17 protein-coding genes are annotated in these 19,633 nt (G+C 37.6%); 9 read left to right on the top strand and 8 right to left on the bottom strand.

Annotated features, from left to right (window positions below):
* The 7 genes from ACLCEG_RS18700 to ACLCEG_RS18670 all read left to right on the top strand — a co-directional run.
* A partial coding sequence (locus ACLCEG_RS18700) for a fimbria/pilus outer membrane usher protein (RefSeq protein WP_410568756.1) occupies window positions 1-992 on the top strand: 992 nt, incomplete at its 5' end.
* Window positions 983-2,005, top strand: coding sequence for a spore coat U domain-containing protein (locus ACLCEG_RS18695; protein WP_410568754.1), 1,023 nt, complete (start codon window positions 983-985; stop codon window positions 2,003-2,005). The genes ACLCEG_RS18700 and ACLCEG_RS18695, both read left to right, overlap by 10 nt.
* A 165-nt stretch (window positions 2,006-2,170) precedes the next feature.
* Entirely contained in the window at window positions 2,171-3,043 is an 873-nt protein-coding gene (locus tag ACLCEG_RS18690; protein WP_410568752.1) for a DUF4882 family protein, read from the top strand.
* A gap of 248 nt (window positions 3,044-3,291) precedes the next feature.
* Window positions 3,292-3,978, top strand: a complete 687-nt coding sequence (locus ACLCEG_RS18685) for a glutathione S-transferase family protein (RefSeq protein WP_410568751.1) — start codon at window positions 3,292-3,294, stop codon at window positions 3,976-3,978.
* 7 nt (window positions 3,979-3,985) lie between these two features.
* A complete protein-coding gene (locus tag ACLCEG_RS18680; RefSeq protein ID WP_410568749.1) occupies window positions 3,986-4,747 on the top strand; it encodes an SDR family NAD(P)-dependent oxidoreductase in 762 nt (253 codons plus the stop codon).
* Window positions 4,748-4,756: 9 nt separating this feature from the next.
* Entirely contained in the window at window positions 4,757-5,440 is a 684-nt protein-coding gene (locus ACLCEG_RS18675; RefSeq protein WP_410568747.1) for an SDR family NAD(P)-dependent oxidoreductase, read from the top strand.
* 78 nt (window positions 5,441-5,518) lie between these two features.
* Window positions 5,519-6,076: a chorismate mutase gene (locus ACLCEG_RS18670; RefSeq protein ID WP_039254073.1), complete on the top strand. Its 558-nt coding sequence runs from the start codon at window positions 5,519-5,521 to the stop codon at window positions 6,074-6,076.
* A 28-nt stretch (window positions 6,077-6,104) separates the two neighbouring features.
* Here the strand turns inward: ACLCEG_RS18670 and ACLCEG_RS18665 are convergent, their stop codons facing one another.
* Window positions 6,105-6,590, bottom strand: coding sequence for an Lrp/AsnC family transcriptional regulator (locus tag ACLCEG_RS18665; protein WP_031944456.1), 486 nt, complete (start codon window positions 6,588-6,590; stop codon window positions 6,105-6,107).
* A gap of 654 nt (window positions 6,591-7,244) precedes the next feature.
* Between ACLCEG_RS18665 and ACLCEG_RS18660 the strand changes: the two genes are divergently transcribed.
* The gene (locus ACLCEG_RS18660; RefSeq protein WP_410568745.1) at window positions 7,245-7,583 is read left to right on the top strand and encodes a hypothetical protein; all 339 of its coding nucleotides are present in this window, start codon (window positions 7,245-7,247) and stop codon (window positions 7,581-7,583) included.
* Between the two features lie 164 nt (window positions 7,584-7,747).
* On the opposite strand, the gene ACLCEG_RS18655 is transcribed toward ACLCEG_RS18660, so the two are convergent.
* A complete protein-coding gene (locus tag ACLCEG_RS18655) occupies window positions 7,748-8,227 on the bottom strand; it encodes a hypothetical protein (RefSeq protein ID WP_410568743.1) in 480 nt (159 codons plus the stop codon).
* 80 nt (window positions 8,228-8,307) lie between these two features.
* On the bottom strand, window positions 8,308-8,835 hold the full coding sequence (locus tag ACLCEG_RS18650) for a hypothetical protein (protein ID WP_410568741.1): 528 nt from the start codon (window positions 8,833-8,835) through the stop codon (window positions 8,308-8,310).
* 650 nt (window positions 8,836-9,485) lie between these two features.
* Here ACLCEG_RS18650 and ACLCEG_RS18645 point away from each other — a divergent pair.
* Window positions 9,486-10,040, top strand: a complete 555-nt coding sequence (locus tag ACLCEG_RS18645) for a TetR/AcrR family transcriptional regulator (RefSeq protein ID WP_410568739.1) — start codon at window positions 9,486-9,488, stop codon at window positions 10,038-10,040.
* 65 nt (window positions 10,041-10,105) lie between these two features.
* Here ACLCEG_RS18645 and ACLCEG_RS18640 read toward each other — a convergent pair whose 3' ends face one another.
* The 5 genes from ACLCEG_RS18640 to ACLCEG_RS18620 all read right to left on the bottom strand — a co-directional run bounded on the left by ACLCEG_RS18640 (window position 10,106) and on the right by ACLCEG_RS18620 (window position 19,633).
* The gene (locus ACLCEG_RS18640) at window positions 10,106-12,340 is read right to left on the bottom strand and encodes a TonB-dependent receptor (protein WP_410568737.1); all 2,235 of its coding nucleotides are present in this window, start codon (window positions 12,338-12,340) and stop codon (window positions 10,106-10,108) included.
* 153 nt (window positions 12,341-12,493) lie between these two features.
* Entirely contained in the window at window positions 12,494-13,267 is a 774-nt protein-coding gene (locus tag ACLCEG_RS18635) for an HpcH/HpaI aldolase family protein (RefSeq protein WP_410568735.1), read from the bottom strand.
* Window positions 13,260-16,787, bottom strand: coding sequence for an IucA/IucC family protein (locus tag ACLCEG_RS18630; RefSeq protein WP_410568733.1), 3,528 nt, complete (start codon window positions 16,785-16,787; stop codon window positions 13,260-13,262). The genes ACLCEG_RS18635 and ACLCEG_RS18630 overlap by 8 nt, the downstream gene beginning before the upstream one ends.
* The gene (locus ACLCEG_RS18625) at window positions 16,784-17,989 is read right to left on the bottom strand and encodes an MFS transporter (RefSeq protein ID WP_410568731.1); all 1,206 of its coding nucleotides are present in this window, start codon (window positions 17,987-17,989) and stop codon (window positions 16,784-16,786) included. Before ACLCEG_RS18625 ends, ACLCEG_RS18630 begins: the two co-directional genes overlap by 4 nt.
* Window positions 17,990-17,992: 3 nt before the next feature.
* The gene (locus ACLCEG_RS18620) at window positions 17,993-19,633 is read right to left on the bottom strand and encodes an IucA/IucC family protein (protein WP_410568758.1); all 1,641 of its coding nucleotides are present in this window, start codon (window positions 19,631-19,633) and stop codon (window positions 17,993-17,995) included.

The raw sequence follows: 19,633 nt of genomic DNA, 5'->3' as shown, positions 1-19,633 counted from the left end.
TTAGGGCAGGGATTAACTATAACTTTTATACGGGTTATGGTGTTTATGTCGGCTATAACCAGATCAAATACAGTGATAACTCGTATAAGTTACTGTCTGCCAACTTAAGCGGAAGTTTAAACAAGAATTGGGGCTTTTATAGTTCTGCATATAAGGATTATGAAAATCATAAGGACTATGGCATTTACTTTGCACTTCGCTATACACCATCTACCAGAGTTAATGCAATTTCTAGCGTATCTAGTGATAGTGGCAGATTGACTTATCGGCAAGAAGTATTTGTTCTATCGGAACCGCAAGTTGGTTCATTTGGATGGGGTGGTTATGTTGAGCGCAATCAGGATACGCATGACAATAATGCATCGGTCTATGGATCTTATCGAGCACGAGCTGCGTACCTGACAGGTCGTTATAACCGAATTGGAGATAATGACCAAGTTGCACTTTCAGCGACAGGATCTTTAGTTGCAGCAGCAGGCCGTATATTTGCGGCGAATGAAATTGGAGATGGTTATGCTGTTGTCACCAATGCCGGACCGCAAAGCCAAATTTTAAATGGCGGAATAAATTTAGGAACAACGGACAAGTCTGGCAGGTTTCTTATACCAAGCCTTATGCCGTATAGAGAGAACCATATTTATTTAGATCCATCATATCTGCCTTTAAATTGGAATGTTAAATCTACAGATCAAAAAACAGTAGTAGGCTATCGCCAAGGGACTTTAGTCGACTTTGGTGCTCATCAGGTTATTTCAGGTTTGGTGAGAGTAGTTGATAAAAACAACTCACCATTATTACCGGGTTATAGCGTTCGAATTAATGGGCAACAAGATGCCGTAGTGGGCTATGACGGTGAAGTATTTGTTCCAAACCTATTAAAACAAAACAAACTTGAGGTAGATCTTCTTGATCATGGTTCATGCCAAGTTGAATTTACGTATAACAGTAATCAGTACTCAACTAAAAAATTGGGACCTTATATATGTCATTAAATATTATGAATAAGGCTCAAATAGAGAGCTATAAAAAAATTTCCTTATCTTTAAAGTACTTTATAGGTATTTGCTTATTTTATCTCGTTTATGCTTTTTTTAGTCCAACACATGCTGCCTGTACGGTAGCTGGAACCACAAATAATACGTTTATTTACACGGCAGCAAATATTAATAGTGATGCAACTGTAAACTTTTCAGGAACAATTAGTTGCACGAATGGAGGACTACTACCTCAAATTTCTCCGTTTATGTGTATGAAGACAGTATTTACAGGAGCAACCACTACAAATAATAGCGTATCGTTACCATATACAGTTACAGCAACTGTAGGTGGAGCAGGTTCTTCTACCACCAATCAAACTTCCAATGTTTGGTATGGTCCAGTGGTAACAGTCGCTTCAAATAATATTCTTAGTTACTCGGTAAATGTGAAGGTACCCGCCCAAACTGGATCGCTCATTGCATACCCTCAAGGAACCTATACAGCTACGGTTCAACTATTTTGGGATATGGATCTTCTAGCGGTGTTATGTTTAGGGGATGTCATCAGTTGGAGTTCTGGAAATGTAACTTTGACAGCAAACTTTGTGGTGCCGACGCTTTGCCAATTAAACTCAACTTCAACTGTCGATTTTGGCAATATTAATGATATTGGTATTACTAAACGTGACTATACGGCTCAAGGTGCTGTAAATACAACCTGTAACTATGGAACCCCATATACGATTTATTTAGGGGATGGCAATAACCGCATAAGCGGTGGATTTAGACGTATGGCCAATAGCAACAATGAGTTTATTCCCTATCAGTTATATAAAGATTCTAACTATAGTTCGGTGTGGGATGCTACAGGTGGGGTAGCTAGTATTGGTGGAGCAGGTGGAGTGTCTGGCACAGGATCAGGTAACGCTCAAACTACAACCGTTTATGGGAAAATTCCGCAGGGTACTACCATTGCAAGTAGGCCAGGTGCTTACTCCGATAATGTTGTGGTTACAGTGACTTATTAATTATTTCAGGCACTATTTCTTTAAAAGAGATAGTGCTTTATTAATTATAAGATTTAGTACTTTTAATTATTAGGGGGGGCAATAATTGCACCATTTATCGGATTTAGTTAAATTATCTATGTATTTATATATACTAAATGTTCAAATATAAAAAAGGATAATGACGTGAAAAAGATAATTTTAGCAACAATAATAAGTATGTCAGCTATGAGTAACTCTTTTGCTGAATGTACCTATAACTTTGATGCGAATCAGCAAGATATAAAGGCTTTTGAAGTAGCAAATTCAGCTCATGCAGCTAGTTATCGTTATGCGGAGCCAGTTGCTAATTTAAATATTGCAAATCAGTCAGGTTATGATGTTATACATTATTACTCAAATAAAAACGTTGATTCATTGTTCACTTCTAAAAAATATATTCAGTTTAAAACCCAGTATCCATCTGATGCACCAGACAATGTTGTCATTGTAGATAAAGCTATTAGCAGTTCAGATATTTTTGCTCAGGAGTTTATTTTTGATGTGAATAACTTAAAGGTTAACCTTGGCAATAATTCTCAGATGTATGAGTATGGTTTTATTATTACTGGGTCTTCAGAGTCTAAAGTGGAATTAACACTAAATTTAATGTTTGCAAAAGGTAATAACTATTCTGGTGTATTAAATGGAGATGCAATCGCTTCTTTAGGCGCTACATATAAATCTGATGGGAATGGTCATTTAACATATTTAAGTGCCAATAGAACTAATAACCCAGTAGAAGTTCCAGCAGATGGAAAAGTTAGAGTAGGTATTTATGTAAATCAAAATACTAAACAGGTTGGCTATATTATTAATGGTGTGAATTATGGCTACTTGAACCTTACCATGGAAAATAAATTAAAATATATAAGTTTTATGGGGGCAATTAACCAAGATCATTTCGCTAACTCGGCCTTAACTGGTAAAACTGTAGGTCTTCAATTGGTTACAGATAAACCAAAAATGCAGTTTACTTACCCAACTGGGGCAAAAGATATTTGTGGTGTTGCTTTATAACAAAACATCACTCAAAGCTATGTATCTTATTTTTGTGGTACATAGCTTTGCAAAAATCTATAAATTAAAAGATAACGTAAACACTCACAGCTCTTTTAATCATAATAAAAATCAAATAATTCTTAGATTTGGAAACTTGACCGTCATCAAAATTGGTTTGACTTAAAAAGCTATTCTGTATATTTATTGATTAGTTCCAAAAAAGAACTGGCAAGTAAAACAGGCAATTAAAAAATAAAGGTGAATAAATGTCAGATATTATTTTGCATCAATGGGAAATTTCTCCATTTTGTCAAAAAGTTGCAAGGGCTTTGAAATTTAAGGGAATTTCATTTAATACAGTGAACTATAACGGTATTCTTGGTGCTAAAGTTCCTTTGCTGAGTAAAGTGGGGAAAGTGCCCGTTATAGATGATAAAGGGCAACGTATACAAGACAGTACCCGTATTGCTCGTTATTTAGATGACGCCTATCCAGATACACCGCGACTTTATCCCGAAGATCCAAATCAGAAGGCACTTGCCGAACTGTGGGAAGACTGGGCAGATGAGTCTCTTTATTTTTATGAAGTGTATTTAAGGGTAAATGACTCGGAGGCTTTAGAGGAAGCCATCCGTATTAGTAGCATTGGGCGCCCAGCGTATGAAAAGCCAATGGTAAAAGCTTTTATTTTAGCCGAATTAAAAACACAGCTCTTCTTCCAAGGTTTAGGTCGAATGAAAGCTGAAAATGTTGAAGCAGAGTTTATTAAACACTTAGACCGTATTGAGCAGGTGTTATCTCAAAGTGAATGGTTGGTTGGAGATAACCAAACGATTGCGGACATTGCTGTGGTTGCTCAACTTGGTGAAGTGGTTCGAACAAGCAAAAAGTTTGGTAAAGAAATTTTGAATCGTCCGTTTATTGCTTTATGGTATAAAAAACAAACAGGGTGAAACGACTATGTCATTAGAACCACCGAGTAAAACACGAGATTGTGCAGTTATTATTGGTGTCGGAGCTTCACAGGGGATTGGTGCAGCCGTTTGTCATCGTTTTGCAAAAGAAGGATTAAAAGTTTACGTTGCTGGGCGAACTTTCCAGAAAATTGAAGCAGTCGCTGCCGAAATTCATACAAAAGGCGGTGAGGCTACCGCATTTCGTTTAGATGCTGAAGATATACATCAAGTACAAGCCTTGTTTGACACCATTACTAGTCAAAACGAACGTATTACTGCTGTTATTCATAATGTCGGAGGAAATATTCCCTCAATTTTTTTACGTAGTCCACTCTCATTTTTCAATCAAATGTGGCAATCCACATTTTTATCGGCTTATTTGGTTTCTCAAAGCAGTCTAAGAATTTTTAAAGAACAAAAATACGGTACGCTTATTTTTACTGGGGCGAGTGCTTCATTACGTGGAAAGCCCTTTTTCGCTGCTTTTACGATGGGCAAATCTGCCTTACGAGCTTATGCATTAAATTTAGCTCAAATATATAAAACTCAAGGCATTCATATTGCGCATGTCATTATTGATGGAATGGTTGATGGGGATAGAGTGAATAAAGCTTTATTTGGTTTAGGCCGTTTAGCGCGTCTTACACGTGGAACAGGTGGGCTTAATCTTAATGCAATAGCAGAAAACTATTGGATGCTTTACCTACAAAGCGCTGAACTCTGGACACATGAGTTAGATTTACGCCCATACCAAGAAAAATTTTGAGAGACTTATATGCTAAAAACAATATGTCAGAAGTTTCAAAAAAAGCAGGGCTGTGTAGTGGTTGCAGGCCATGATATAGAACTACCTGATCAAAGTTTTGTAATTTTAGATAAACACAGCCAATCTCCATTACACGTTTATCAAGTCGTACATGATTCAATTGTTCAGAACATACAAGTTAGCTCTGTAAATGATGGCATAACAAGTGTTCGCTTAAACTTGGTAAATACTAAGCATTTAAAAAGTCTGCTGAAATATATAACAGAGCATCGCCATACCATTGAGTTATGCGTCTTTCAGCCAAATTTTTCATCTGCGCCAAATATTGAATCTTTATCTTTAGAAGAAATTGAGCACAGTTGGCAGACTACAGGTTTAAGTGCAGTGAGCGTGTCGCAATTAGTGCTTAAACCGATGCTAAAGCAGCAAAGAGGTACAGTTATTTTTCTTGGAGCACCATCTCACAATTCACCTCACCACGATGTATTAAGCCAAAGTATGTTTGCGGGTATTCGTGCGTTATCGCAGTCATTGGCAAGAGAGTTTCAGCCCAAAGGCATACATGTGACGTATTGCATGGTAGAAAAATGGGATGGACAAAACCCGCACTTTATTTCATCTGTAAAACAAGTGTGCCAGCACATCTATCATCAACCTGACTCTGCATGGAGCCAAGAACTTAGCATATCGTGAGATTTTACTTTCGAGTGTTCTTAAAATAGAGTACTGCTTTGGAATGACAGCACAACAATAATTTCGATAGGTACTTAAATGTTAAATATTAAGAACGCTCAACAAACGGTTAAAGTAGCGACTACAGTGGCAGCTTTGATGTGCTTTTCTTCATTGGCACAAGCATATCAATATGATCAAACAGCACGTTTAGTTAACGAGCGCTTATCTTATATGAAAGATGTCGCAGGCTATAAAGCAGAGCAGCATTTACCGATTGAAGATTTAGCTCAAGAAAAGAAAGTACTTGACCAATCACTTTCTGAAGCCGAGTCTTTTGGACTGAATAGCGAAACGGTAAAGCCGTTTATAGTGACACAAATGAATGTAGCCAAAGCTATTCAGTACCGATATAGAGCAGATTGGTTGTCTAGCCCTGAAACCAACTGGAAGCCTCAGGACTTAAGCGAAGTACGTTTAAAAATTAGTTCTTTAAACACCGAACTTTTAAAAAATATTGCCTATGAACTCAAGAAAAATAATAACAAGGCACCGCATGGCTGTAGCTATATGTGGCCAGTTCAGCACCCTCAGCTAAAAGAAGCCGATAAGAAGGCTTTATGTGCAACATTGAATAAAATCAAATTAAAACAATGAAGCACCTAAAGCGGCTTATATAAGTCAATTATTCAATCAACATTAAGTCGGCAGTATTGGCAGATTTAAGTGGCCTTAAAGCAAAGGTTGAACGCGTGTGCCGAATACCTTTAATCGAATAGAGCTTTTTACGTAAAAAGCGTTCGTAATGTTCGGCATCTTTTACGGCCACTTTCACCAAGTAATCATAGTCACCCGTAACTAAATGCGCCTCGACCACTTCAGGAATATCTGCCAAAGCTTCACTAAAGTTTTCTAGCATTTCGTCGTCGTGGCGTTCTAGCGTAATTTCAATAAAGAATAACTCGTGAATGCCAATCGCTTTTGGGTTTACGTTTACCGTATAGCCTTCAATAATTTTTAGAGTTTCTAAACGTTTGAGCCGAGTCCAGCAGGGTGACGATGAAAGCCCGACTTCTTCGGCGAGCTGTGCAACTGTTAAACGGCCATTTCCACGAAGGGCAGATAATATTTTCCGATCTATGCGATCTAGTGTGTATTCTGTGCTGTTCAAAATATAAACCAAAGAAGATTCTTCTGTTAATTTTTAATATACGTGATTTTTATGCTGATATCATTTAAAAAAACTGAAAATACAGTCAACATTTTAAGTGAGACAGCCATACACTATTTCTATGCATCGGACTCTACTGGATAGGAGTTGTGATGGAGCAAAGAGCACTGTTTCAGTAAGGGTGACTAAACAGTGCTCTTTGCGGATCTTATAAAAATTTAAATATGCGTATTTTTTTGATTCGAAAATTGCTTTAAAAAACAACTTTCACATATATCTTAGTTTTATTTAAAAAAATCTATTTGCATGTCTATCGCATACTCTTTCAAAAGACTAAATGCACTGATTCAATGAAGTTAATTCTCATTTTTATTTTATAACTATTCTTATATAGCTTTATAATCTCTTTTATTAAACGCTTAATAGAATGTTATCTAACTAGAATAATAATTTAACTAATAAAGATAATTATAAAAACTTATATCACTTATTCATTAAAAATTAATCCCACATTTTTATTAAGGTGATGAAATATTCAAAAGATAAGAGGATTTATCTAACTTTCTTATTATTAATAGACACTTATAAACAATTATTATTTAATACACCCGCAACATTGCCACTTATACTTTTAATAATTTTATCGGGGAAATAATGCGTAATTTTTTAGTAACAGCTTTCACTTTATTGGTAGGTTCATCAGTTTATGCTGCTCAAGAGCCTAAAACTTATCTACAGCGAACAACTTGCGAGAGAACAGTACAACTACATGGTTTTTTAAGCCGTGCTCAACTTGATTGTAATTATCACTATACTTCACAAGAATTAGTTTATGAATCTGACAAATGTACCAAACATGAACTAGGTGAAAAGTATGGTAAAGAAGTTATGAGATTAGGTATGGACCAATTTGAAGCACGCAAACGTGAAGATATGAAAGGTCAATTATGTAGCACGGTTTTAAAAGAGTTTCCAAACTATATTAGAAAATAAAATGGAATCTTAAAAAGCCTCTGTAGGCAAGCCGATAAAATGAATTTTATGATTCATTTTATCGGTGTATCACAGTATATAACTATCAATTAAATCAGAAAATAATTATTAAGAATCTAATCAATATAAAATTAGCTAATTGGGGATCTATTAATGATCATATTTTAGTTGTTGGAATTAGTTGGAGATGAAAGGTGTTCTTTTAACTCTAATTTAAAATTTTCCCATAATGTTTCAGGCTCTAATTCTGAAAAGCCTTCTAATGCCATATCTAGTTGAGTCTCATATGAGTAAATTAAAAACCGTAATTCTTCTTTTTCTAAGTAAGGATGTATGGAAACAATATTTTGAAAAAAAGGATATATCTGGTCTTTATGATTCACAATATTTATATACTTAAAAATAAAATTTTCTAAAACTTTCCTCGTTATTTCATCTACCGAAGTTTCACTAAATTCACTTTTTTCCGTGAGTCTGAAGTATTGTAATATTTGCTCAGTGTTTGATAAAAAACAGATGTCTAAAGCTAGCTCATTTGTTGGATCATTCTCTAGTGCATGCAAGGCCCAGTTCTGAATCTCTTCAGGCGTGATTAATTTTAGATCTAGCTCCATTTTTAATTGAAATTTATAACTATTAGACATTTATTTAACCTAAATTTATTACATGATATTTAGAGAAGGTAAGAGCAGCATCTTTCAATATGTGGTCATATTTAAAAAAACTAGATAAAACCTTCACTCCATTTTTTGTCTAATTCTTTTAAATCATTATATGCTTTTTCAAATTCGCTCAACGAAAAACTTAATTGAGGAACAGAAGTCGAGCTTTTCCAGACTACGGATGTCACAACATCGTGAATATGGTTAAATGCGTAACCAAAACGAGCCCATATGACTTGATCTGCGGAAACAATTTGTTCAACCATAATTACGCTACATGTTAGATCTAAATCATCAGGGCAAATTAAGATTGGAACCACTGTTGAAATAGATACATTTTCATAAGCTTGTGGTTTAAGAAGTTTCCATGCATTACTTAATGCTAACTCACTATCATGATCATATAACCAACCTTGAGCTGGAACTAAATCATTCATGACGTCAATAACGCGCGCATTTTGATGCATCCATATATTTAATGGAACATTATCAATTGCAAGAATAGGGAAAGGTTTTAAATTGCCATTTGCATCTTTAATGCAACCCTCAATTGGGTGTTCATATAAAAGAGTAGCTGAGATAGTATTCATATTTATAAGTTAATGTGCGTTAAGCAAATATAATATATTCTATTCAATAGATTAACGAATCTAATCTAATGAAAAACAAAAAATTATTTATCCATTTTCTAGCCAATATCACATTGACACCCCAAATCTCTCCGATTATCCTTTGCCTGCTGGCCTACATTGCCAGTCGACTTTGACAGGTCGCCATCATCTAGAACATCAAGAAAGTAATTTTTTGGTGTTGAACTCGTTCGTCTCCCTTCGTAGCGGTAGGACGGAGGAGGGACGCCTTCGGGCGTGCCAGTTCCTAGATGACTGGTCTGTCAACCCGCCTTCGTTCTACCACCATAATCATTTGACAGTGATTGGGTAGAACTTCTATTTCATCTAGGAGTTCGCTATGCGTACTATTTCTTCTCATTTATTGGCCTTTGCCAAAGTCTCTCTGCCCATACCATTTAAACAGTCTATAAAACGGGTTAATCGACTCTAGGTTTTCTGCACCTTAAGAATCGTTACGACTCAAAAATCATAGCAACAATAAACCCGAGATAGGCGAGCACACCTTTATTGTGCTGCTTTTGCATGCCTGTTTTTAGCACTCAATTTAAGAGTGACGGCATTTCTATCTCTTTTATATACAACAAAAAATTATTTTAAACGGTACAAATATGCCACCTTTAGTACTTTCTACACGTGCTTTAAAAGTTGTGAATCATGCAATTCATTTATTTCATCATCACGGCTTTCACTTAGTGGGCGTTGATAGAATTATCAAAGAGTCTGAAATTACAAAAATGACTTTTTATCATCACTTCCAGTCCAAAGCGCGGTTTATCGAAATTTGCCTGCTTGTGCAAAAACAACGGCTACAAGATAAAGTCGTTGCAACGGTGGAATACGACCACGACTCAAACGTGAGAGACAAACTCAAAACACTATATGACTTACATACAGACTTGGAAGGGCCGTATTACCTGTTATTGAAAACCATTTTTGAAACTAAAAATAATTATCCAAACGCTTATCAAACTGCAGTGAGATATAGAATGTGGCTCACCAATGAAATCTATAGTCAGCTAAGAATGCTTAAAGCGTATACTTCTTATGATGAAGCTAAACTATTTTTACAGATGATTGAAGGTGCTATTATTCAAAGGCAGAGTTATAACGATGTAGATGAGCGGGACAAACAATTCGAATATTTTATAGCGATGTTTTTATAAAATACTCAAGATAATAAAAGCCCCGAGGTCGGGGCTTTTACTGTATTAGGAACTCAGCAAAGTTCTTACCACTTATGACTATAAGTCACTTTAAGCGTTATACCATTTGCAAGTAAGTGGCTAGTGTTATCGCTTGTTCTTAGTAATTGGCTATAAAGCGGGTAGTACTTGCGGTTAAACATGTTTTCTAAACCAATGGTCATGGTGTCTTTCTTGTTCAGCGCAAAGCTACTGATTAAATCTGCTGTGGTATAAGATTTTACGTCGTAGCGACCAAAACTGTTTACACCATTTAGACGGTAATCTTCTGAACCGAAGTAAGTTGCTTGTAATCGGTTCGTCCAAGTTTCAGTTGGACTATAAGAAACATAAGCTGTGAGTTTTAATGGTGGAATACGGAAGCCCGTCATGTCTTGTTCAGAACCGTTTTGAGGTTTTTCACGGCCTTTCATCCACGTAACACTACCGCCAGTTCCCCATACATTTGCATCATCAAGATAATCAAGTGTTGCTTCAACCCCAGTAACTTTCTCTTTCGTTCGAGCCAGTACTAAACCATTGTTGAATGATTGCACAGCACCTAAGTCAGAAGTAGAGTGGAACACCGCTAAGCTTGAAGAGAAGTTATTAAAGTTACCTTTCCAGCCGAGTTCGTAGTTATCAACTTTTACAGGCTCTAAGAATGATGATCCAAGGTTAAAACCTTCACCAGCATTACGAATAATTAAACCAACATCAGGTAACTGAAAACCTTGGTTAAACGATGCATAAATCGAGTGCTGGTCGTTTGGTGAGAAAGTCACATTAGCATTGTACAACCATGCATCAGCTTTTACTTTTCCGCCTGGAACCGTGTAAGGATTGGTTTTGCCTAATTGTGACAATGGAACAAAGCTATCAATTTGGGCATAGCTGTCTTCATAGCGCGTACCAGCTTCTGCTGACCATTGGTCATTAAAGCGGTGTTTTAACTGCACAAAACCACCGACACTTTGCGTGGTCAGTTCAGGTAAATAAATCAGTTTTCCGATTTTTACAAACTCTAAACCGCCAGATTGGTCATAAATATTAGGGTCGAAAATATCTAAAGGCATTTCGCTTTTTTCACGGCTAAAGTCACCACCCCAAACCAATGAGGTATCACCTAAAAACTCAAGGGGAGTGGTCACGGTTAAGCGGCTACCGAGTACGTTATTTTCTTGATAAATCTGGTCGACTTGTTTACCACGGTTGGCATTTGCACGGGCATCAAACGGTGAAAAACGGGTAAAGAAGTCGCGGTAATAAATTTGAGCATCAACCTTATTACCAAAAAAGTCTTTATGGTTATAGGTCAAATTGTAGATTTGGTTTTCGTTTTTATTTTGGTCTTTGAGCTTTAAGCCTTTAATGGCTTTGGCTGGCACAGTTCCTGCTGGAGCTTTTTTTACACTTGGGTCAGATGCATAATCTGAGTCTTGCTCGGCATTATAGTAGTTTGCAGCAAACTGTAGATATTGGTTGTCATCAATGTGATAACCCAGCTTACCACCGATGCTATAACCATTTGAGTCGTAAAGGTCGCCCTGACTTGGTTCTGGTGCAACACGATCACCACTTGCATCGTACGGGCTACCAATACGTTGGTAACCAAAGTCGAGTACATAGTCAAAGGCGTTAAAACTGCCTGTAAAATACTGATGAATATCACCACTTAAAGCATTAGAACGCAGATTTGTAAGTGGTGTTTGAAGTCCAACGACGGTTTTAGCCGTAGGTTCACCACCCGCAGCTTTTGTAGTAATTGAAATAATACCGCCCGCTGCGCCGCCACCGTAAATTGCGTTACTACCACGAATCACTTCAATGTTGGCAATACTTTCAGGGTCAATGGCTGAAAGTCCTCTCGCTGTATCACGTGTAAGGTTCATAGGAACGCCATCCACCAAAATAAGCGCATTACGGCCACGTAAAGTTTGACCATAATCGGTGATGGTTCGGCTTGAGTCCGATAGGCCCGGTACGGCTTTGGCTAAAACAGTCGCAATGTTGCCAGACGATCCATTTTTTAAAAGTTCAATTTGTTTTTCATCAAGCTTGGTGACTTGCTTAGCAGAGGTAGAGAGTTCATCTGCACGTGAAGCGGTAATAGTAATGGTAGGAAGGGCTTCAGGCTTTTTTTCTGTTTCTGTTGTATCAGAAGTTGAAGCTGCAAATGCTGAGTTTGAAAGAATAATGGCTCCACCAAGTGAAAGAAGTGGAATGATATTTTTAACTTCAGATTTCCTCGTTAAAAGCTTATTACTTTTCTTATTTCCCATTGTCTCGCCCTGAGAGTGATTTTAAATTGACCGAATTATAAATGAGAATCATTGTAATTAACAATATTATTAATTGCTTTAAAATAATATATTTGAAATTTATTCAATGAATTAGGGGAATAGGCTTTTATTCCCCTAAAAAGATGTGAACAGTTATGAAATGCTCTTAAAGGTATTTAGATGGTTTTGATGGGCACGACGGATAATGCTGCGGTCATCACCGAGTACAAAAAGCTGAACGGATTGTTGTTTCCAAGCTGCAATATCTTCAGGTTGTCGGGGAATAGCACAGAAATGCTTTTGACTATTTTTAGTCTTTGTATACATCTCTTGAACTTTTTCTTTCACCTTTGGATGGCTGGTTTGCCACGGCATTCCCATCGATTGAGAAAGGTCGGCAGCACCTTCCAGAATAATATCTATACCTTCAACTTTTAAAATTTCATCTAGTTGTTCTAGTCCTTCTAAGCTTTCAATCATGGCAATGACAACAGTCTCGTTTGAGGCTTGTTGAACAAAACTCGCTAAATCGTCTATGCCATATCGATTTAATCTGGTCGAGTTGAGTCCTCTTAGCCCAAGCGGCATATAGTGGCAATAGTTCACAGCTTCTTGAGCTTGCTGAGCATTTTCAATACGTGGAAACACAATGCCTGTTACCCCTGCATCGAGCAGAGGTAGAACTAAATGGTTAGCGTTTAAAGGCACTCTTACAAACACATCGAGGCTCATAGCTCTAGCAGCTAAAATCATGGTCTCGACTTGAGACGTACTAAATAAAGTATGTTCCAAGTCGATAATAATAAAGTCATAGCCCGCAAGTGCCAGTTGTTCAACATTAATCGGAGAAGCTACGGAACAAAATATTCCGTAGAGTGTCTCACCATTTGCTATTCGTTTCTTAAAAGAAATCGAATGCTTATTCATATTCAATTTCCTTAATGAGGCTGAGCGGGTTTGGCGTGGTTTGTACTCTTAAACGAATTTCTGGAAGAAAACGGCGGCTTGCGAGCTGTTCAATATCGATGGTGTCATCTGTAAAGTTAAACAATTCATATCGTTCGCTAAACTCTGGATGAGCTTCTTTATGCTGATTGATGATGATTCTTAACATGGTCCAGAATTTGATTTCATCGAAGTCATAATGTTCATTTAAGAAAATTGCTAACTCAGCCAGATTTACAAACCACAGCGCATCTTGAGTAAAGTCTCTTAACTCATTTGGAGAGTGGGTTTCTAAGAATGAGTTCGGGTTAATTTTTGCATGTTCCTTTGGTGCATCTTGTAAGTTAGGTAAAAGGTTCGGCTCACGTAAAAGATGACGACTAAAACGAATTCCATCATGGAAATCTTTCAAGGCCGCTTTAACAGGTAAGCCATTTTTATGAATCAGTACCATGTTTTGCGCATGTGACTCTAAAGCGAGGCCGTGGCACCATAAAATATGCATGATGGGTAAATAAGCATTGGTGAGTAATTTTTCTAACCAGAACTCAATACCGTACTCTTGAATCCACTCATCAATAAGAGGTTTTTGGTCAATATCAACTTGCATCAAACCTGTTACTGGCGTGGCCGATTCACCTTCTTTTAAGTAGCTGTAAATACTTTCGCGCCAAATGCAGGCGAGTGCGCCGTATTGAACAGGTATAGCAGTCGGCTGGTTCACTGAAAGACCGCCGATCTCTCTTAAAATAACAGGTTTGCGCTGTTTTTCTAAAATAGGGTCTTGTTCAACAATATTATAAAGCCAGTCACTCATTCTTGCCGCATTTTGAACGGTATGCGGTGCCAATACGCGAGAGGTCGAAGTATTGACCAAGTTCATTGCCAACTTAAGAGAAAGCGCTGAGATGTCGCTAATATTCGACAAGGTTCGAATCGACTGCTGTGGTAAATAAGTCGGACCTTCAATATCTAACGGAATGATCAGTTGGTTGCTAATCGCATCTTGATAATATAATTCAATAATTTTATCCCACTGCCACGGGTGAATTGGGGTGAGGATATAATCTTTAAAATCTACATTTTGCTCTTTCAATTGATCATTAATGGCTTGTAGATCTTTTTCTGAAAAATGCTGTTTATAGAGCTGCTCTAAGTTAATGGTTTCGCTTAAAACCAGCTTGCATAAGCTGTTATGAGTCGCTACCCATTGAACCGTAAAACCTTCAGAAAGCTCTGGTGCATATTTTTGATTTTCTTTTAAATCGAAGCCAATACGAGACTTAAAACTCGGGTGATATAAATGTGCGTTGGTAATCCGTGCTTCTTGTTCTAAGTAAGGCAAAGTTCTTAAAGGTTGAGCAGGGGCTTGGCTTAAAGTTTGCGCATGTTTAACGTAAGTTAAATTCAGCTCATCATTAAAGTTTTGCCATTTAACTGGGTCTGCTTCAATAATATTTTTGAGGTCGGCAAGTAGTATTTTTAAGTTAGGGCGAGTTTCAGTGTCTAAAGTAATATCAGAACGGATTAAGGTTGAAGGATCTAATTTAATTCGTTTAAAACTAAAGTGTCGTTTGGCCGCACAGGTATAAAAGACGGTATCGGAAATATAGAACTTGATCTGACCTTTAGAAAACTCGTATTTAAAAGTATTTTCAAAAATGAGTGCTTCTAGTAATTGACCCATCACGCGGTTTTCCGCGATGGTTTTATAATTGATTTGTTGTGTTGGTTGAAGGGGGCAAAGTGCTTCTGCGCCGCGATATTTATAAATAGGATTTTCAACTTCAATCCAGATTGGATTGCCACCACTGTGGTAGAGCGTATTTAACATATTTGCCTTGATTGGTAATGTGTGTGAATGAATTAATAAATCGCGATACTGTTGGCCTTTGGCGCTAAAGTTTTCTTGTGTGAGCGTAAGGCGGGTGGCTTGCCAAAGCTCAGATTCTTCAATGGCCGTAACTCGCGAAATTGCGCTGATGAGATGAGCAATGTGATTGATTACGAGGTAATATTTTAAAAAGGTCCAAGCATCTTTTTGAGAGAACCAAACGGTACTATCTTCAGAAATAGATGAGTCGTCTTCTATCATTTCTGGAACAATGCTAATGCCTTCCATATCTCGAAGAATAAGACGATGTGGATAGCCATTTTTAAATTCCATTAAGCTGTTTTGCATGTGCGCTTCTACGCTAATGCCTTTGTTTGCAAACAACTCAACTAATGGAATAAGCGAAACTTTAACGTACTGTTTCCACCAGAAAGTAATGAAGTCTTTGGCATCGTTCGATTGTAAGTTTTGATTTGGTGCTGCTTGTTGGATAAAGCTTAAAAGTGGGATTTCATGGTTTTCGTTTTCTTCAACCAAGCCGCCTAGCATTCGGGTATTTTCTAATACATCTGGCGTGAGTCCTGCTCTATAAATAATGCCAAATGAACTTTCTAACTCTGGAATTTTGACTGTTTTTGCCTCTAACTCTGGCAGAATCACAAGGTCAGGATATTGTTCATTAATCTTGTGATTAATAATAATTTTGCTCGCATCAATGGCACGTTCCATTTCATCCATTGGGTTATTACGAATGAAACTGGTAATTCGTACATCAATTGAGAGTTTTAAGAAAAGATTCGATTGAGGTAGCCATACTGTGCGAACGGATGAGGTCGGCCATACGGTTTGACCTAAGGCTCCCAGATAGATCACGTCTTGGCTGTCTAAATATTTCTTTAACGATGGATGTTGAAGTAAGAAATTAGCTTGCCAAGGGTGGGTTGGCATTAGCTCGTAATGTGCTAAGTTTTCTTGCAAACGATCTTTTGCTTTTTCTAAAACTTCATCTTCAATATGGTGAGAAGGTTGTTCTTCACTGACCAGTTTTTGAATTAAAGACGAATGAACCGCAAAGTAATGGAGTTGAAAACTTGCACCTAACTCGGGGCTATACTTTTTCATGTCCTCTTTAGAAAAACCTAAATTGGCTTTAGAGGTCACATGAAAAGGGTGCCCGTATAACATGCCTTGTTCAGTAGCCTGAAAACCACTCAATGCTTTAGTTGCTGTTTTGGAAGGTCTATTTTCTAAAAAGAATTTTGTGTTCTCGATACTATTGGCAATATCGGAGTACAGATTTTTATTGTGGTTTTTATCTTTAAATAAGCTATTCAGTTCATCTGTAATCAGCTTCACTAACTGCTTAGGGTCGGTGAGCGAGTCAAATGTATTGTCGTTTAAGTTTTGCAGAACAAAACCACGTTGATATCTATGATAACCAGTGGTGGATAGATGCTGAACTGCGCCATAAACAACTGTGTTAGATGCATGAAATGTATAAGCAAAATACAGGGTATTTGGTTGCTCTGCATATAGGGTGAATAAAGGAGAGTCTTGAGCTGGAATAATGCATTCTTCAAGATCTACTTTGAGTTCACGAAAGAAAGTATTCAGGTACTGTTCGAAAAGTTTATAAGACCATGCATCTGTTGTAATAATTGAGTTCATTCTTGTGCCTCTTTTAAAATTGTATCCATTAAGAATCTGTTCAAAATCACTACTAATCCCGCACCGATAAAAAATAGTGAGGTGCAGATTAATGCAGCGGTGATATTGAAAAATGAGTAGGTGAGCGTGATGGTGATTGGGCCAATAAGCTGTCCTAAGACAAAGGCACTGTTAGAAATACCAATCACTTTTCCTTGGCTTTGAGCGCCAGCTTTTAGAGAAATAGTGTGTAAGATCGAAGGAATCAGGGCTGCAAAGCAAAAGCCTTGTATGAGTCGTAATATAAGAACCAGCCAAATATTCGAAACCCAGATCAATGCGAAAATCGTGATACCGCAAATTAAAGACGCGTAAACGAAGTTATTAAAAGAATCTCCCTTATCATCATTTCGTTTTCCCCAATAGGTCGCAGCAATAAAGGCTGCTCCCCATGAAAGCGCATGAATAGTTCCAGTTAAGCTCGCGGCAGATAACGAAGAGTGACTGCTTTGACTTATTTCGCTAATGTATAAAACGAAGCAAGACACCAAACCAAAGCCGCCCGCTTGAACTAAAATGCCAGCGCTTAACCATGAAAAAATCGTTCTATCAAAGAAAGCTGGAAGCTTAGATTTCTCTTTGGTTTTTGTGACCTCTGCTTTAACGGGATTGGTTAATACAAATGACGCAATCAAAATTAAGGTCATCACAACAAATGCTGTCGCGTTGAGTAATACTTCAACCCGCCATTGATCCATAAATATCCCGCCGAGCACGGGGCCACATAGGCAAGCGAGCGCAACACTACTTTGCAGTTGTCCAAAAGCGGCACCACGTTGTTGCTCGTTGGAAAGATATGAAACATAAGCATTTGAAATCACGGAAAGACCGCAAAAACCGAGTAAAATTCGCGCGAAAATAAATAGGTATAAATGCTGGGCGCTTGCCATGAGCAGTATTGAAATACAGAAACCAGCCAGAGAAAGTAGCAAGGCTTTTTTATGGCCGAATGTGTCGGATAGGTGTCCCACAATCGGCGCTGTAAATAAGCTGCCAATAGCTGGAGCCGCGAGTGCTAAACCTGCCCAGATAGTGGGAGCACTCATATGCGCCGTCAGTTTTTCCATATAGAGCGGCATGATTGGAATCAGCACCATAAGCCCAAAAGTGGAAAAAAACTGACAGAGCAAAATAATGAAATGATCTAGGCGAGATGAGCGCATGATTTAGATATCCATGGTCTCATAGCTAGAAACAGATAAGCTGTGATAAGGGTTTGGTGTACTTCCGATTTTACTTGGCATGCCTGTTGAGTCGCTTTCTTGCGCAAGTAAAGGCGTAAGGAGCTGTTTAAATGGCCAAGTTCTATTGTCGAAAAGATAAGTTTGAATTTGCGATTTTGTTTGTTCTGAAATGGCTTGGGTTTCTACAAAATCTTGAATAATGTCTTGAACCATCTCCCAAAAATCGCTTTCTGTACGATCCGTATATTTCAAGGTAGCTAGAGCAATCGGGTAGAGGTTAATTTGAATCCCTAGGGTAATGAAGTAATTAAATAAGTCCTCATTTTTAGTAAAGATAAGATTGTTCGGCGTGCTGGTATCAATGGTATAAACCGGAGGTGTAAAACCGCTTTCTTCAATGGCTGTGGTACATATTCTTAAGGTATCGTGGTCACGTAAAATAAAGCATTTCAACTTGTTATTTTCATAACACACCATGGTGTTTTGCCCGTGGCATTCAGGCATGATTCCTTTTGCCCAAAGCGTTAAGAATGTTTGAATAAAATGAACGCTTAAGTCTTTTAGTAATGTCCATTTGTCACCCTTAATGCCTAAAGTTTCCCAAGGGTCAACATAGGTACAGCTTAAAGCTGACATAGTGATTGATGTGACATTTTTGTCTTGGCAAAAGTCAGGTAAATGTCGGACTTGGCAACCAATTACACCTAAATTCTTTACAATCTGCTCTTGTTTACCCAGCACCCACCAGTGCGTTTCATTACTTAAAAAGAGACGATTTTTTATTAAAGCAGTTTCATTAATGACGTCATTTAAAAAATCATAAGCCGTATGCCCATTCATTAAATAACGGCCTGGCATAGAGCGGATTGCACCTAATGTTTTGGCATTGGTTGAGAGTTTTAAATGTAGAGTAGGGTTTGCGTTGTGAATAAGGGTTCTTAAAGAAGAAGTCGGTAAACCAATTGTGGTGACGTGGTTTAGGTCAATACCGCCGTACTTATTTTCATCAAACTTTAAATAGCGATGTTGCGTCTCTAACAAAGGAAGGGCTAAGTAGTCATCTGAAAGCTCAGCCATTTTGTTAGTAATAAGACTTTCCTCAACTTCTGATAACAGAAGCTCTTTGTGAGGAATCGACTCCATATTATTGATCACGTCATCCTTCTTAAAGGCCCACCAATACACCTCAATTTCTTTTTGAGTTGTGAGTGGTGCGAGTTCACCTTTTGAGTGCGCGAATGGATGAAATGGGCGGTCAGCGACCAGCGATAGCAACTCGCTTTTGATTAAAGGCGAAGAAAATGAAAGTGCTGACTGTAAAATTTGAGGAATTTTTTTAGCCGTTACTAAATTGTCTAGCCAATAATCAATCGCTTTTTGATGGTGTGGTGACGGCCACCAAGTTGCTTGAGTTAAATAGTTAAAAATTTCAGAAATCGAAACTTTAGATGTTGTATTGCTTAAGAGGTTATGAAGTAAAACTTCGGGTTGGGTAACATAGAAAGGATTTACACCATCTACTTTTAAACAGCTGAAATAGAGTTCCAACTCATCATTGAGAGTAATTGCCAGATAAGGCTTTTTATAGGAAATATGATCTTTAAAATCTCCATAATTCTCCAT

The sequence above is a fragment of the Acinetobacter sp. H1(2024) genome (assembly GCF_046557555.1).
Taxonomy (GTDB): Bacteria; Pseudomonadota; Gammaproteobacteria; order Pseudomonadales; family Moraxellaceae; genus Acinetobacter; species Acinetobacter seifertii.
Note: the sequence above shows the minus strand (reverse complement) of the source record. Positions and strands in the feature narration are given on the sequence as shown.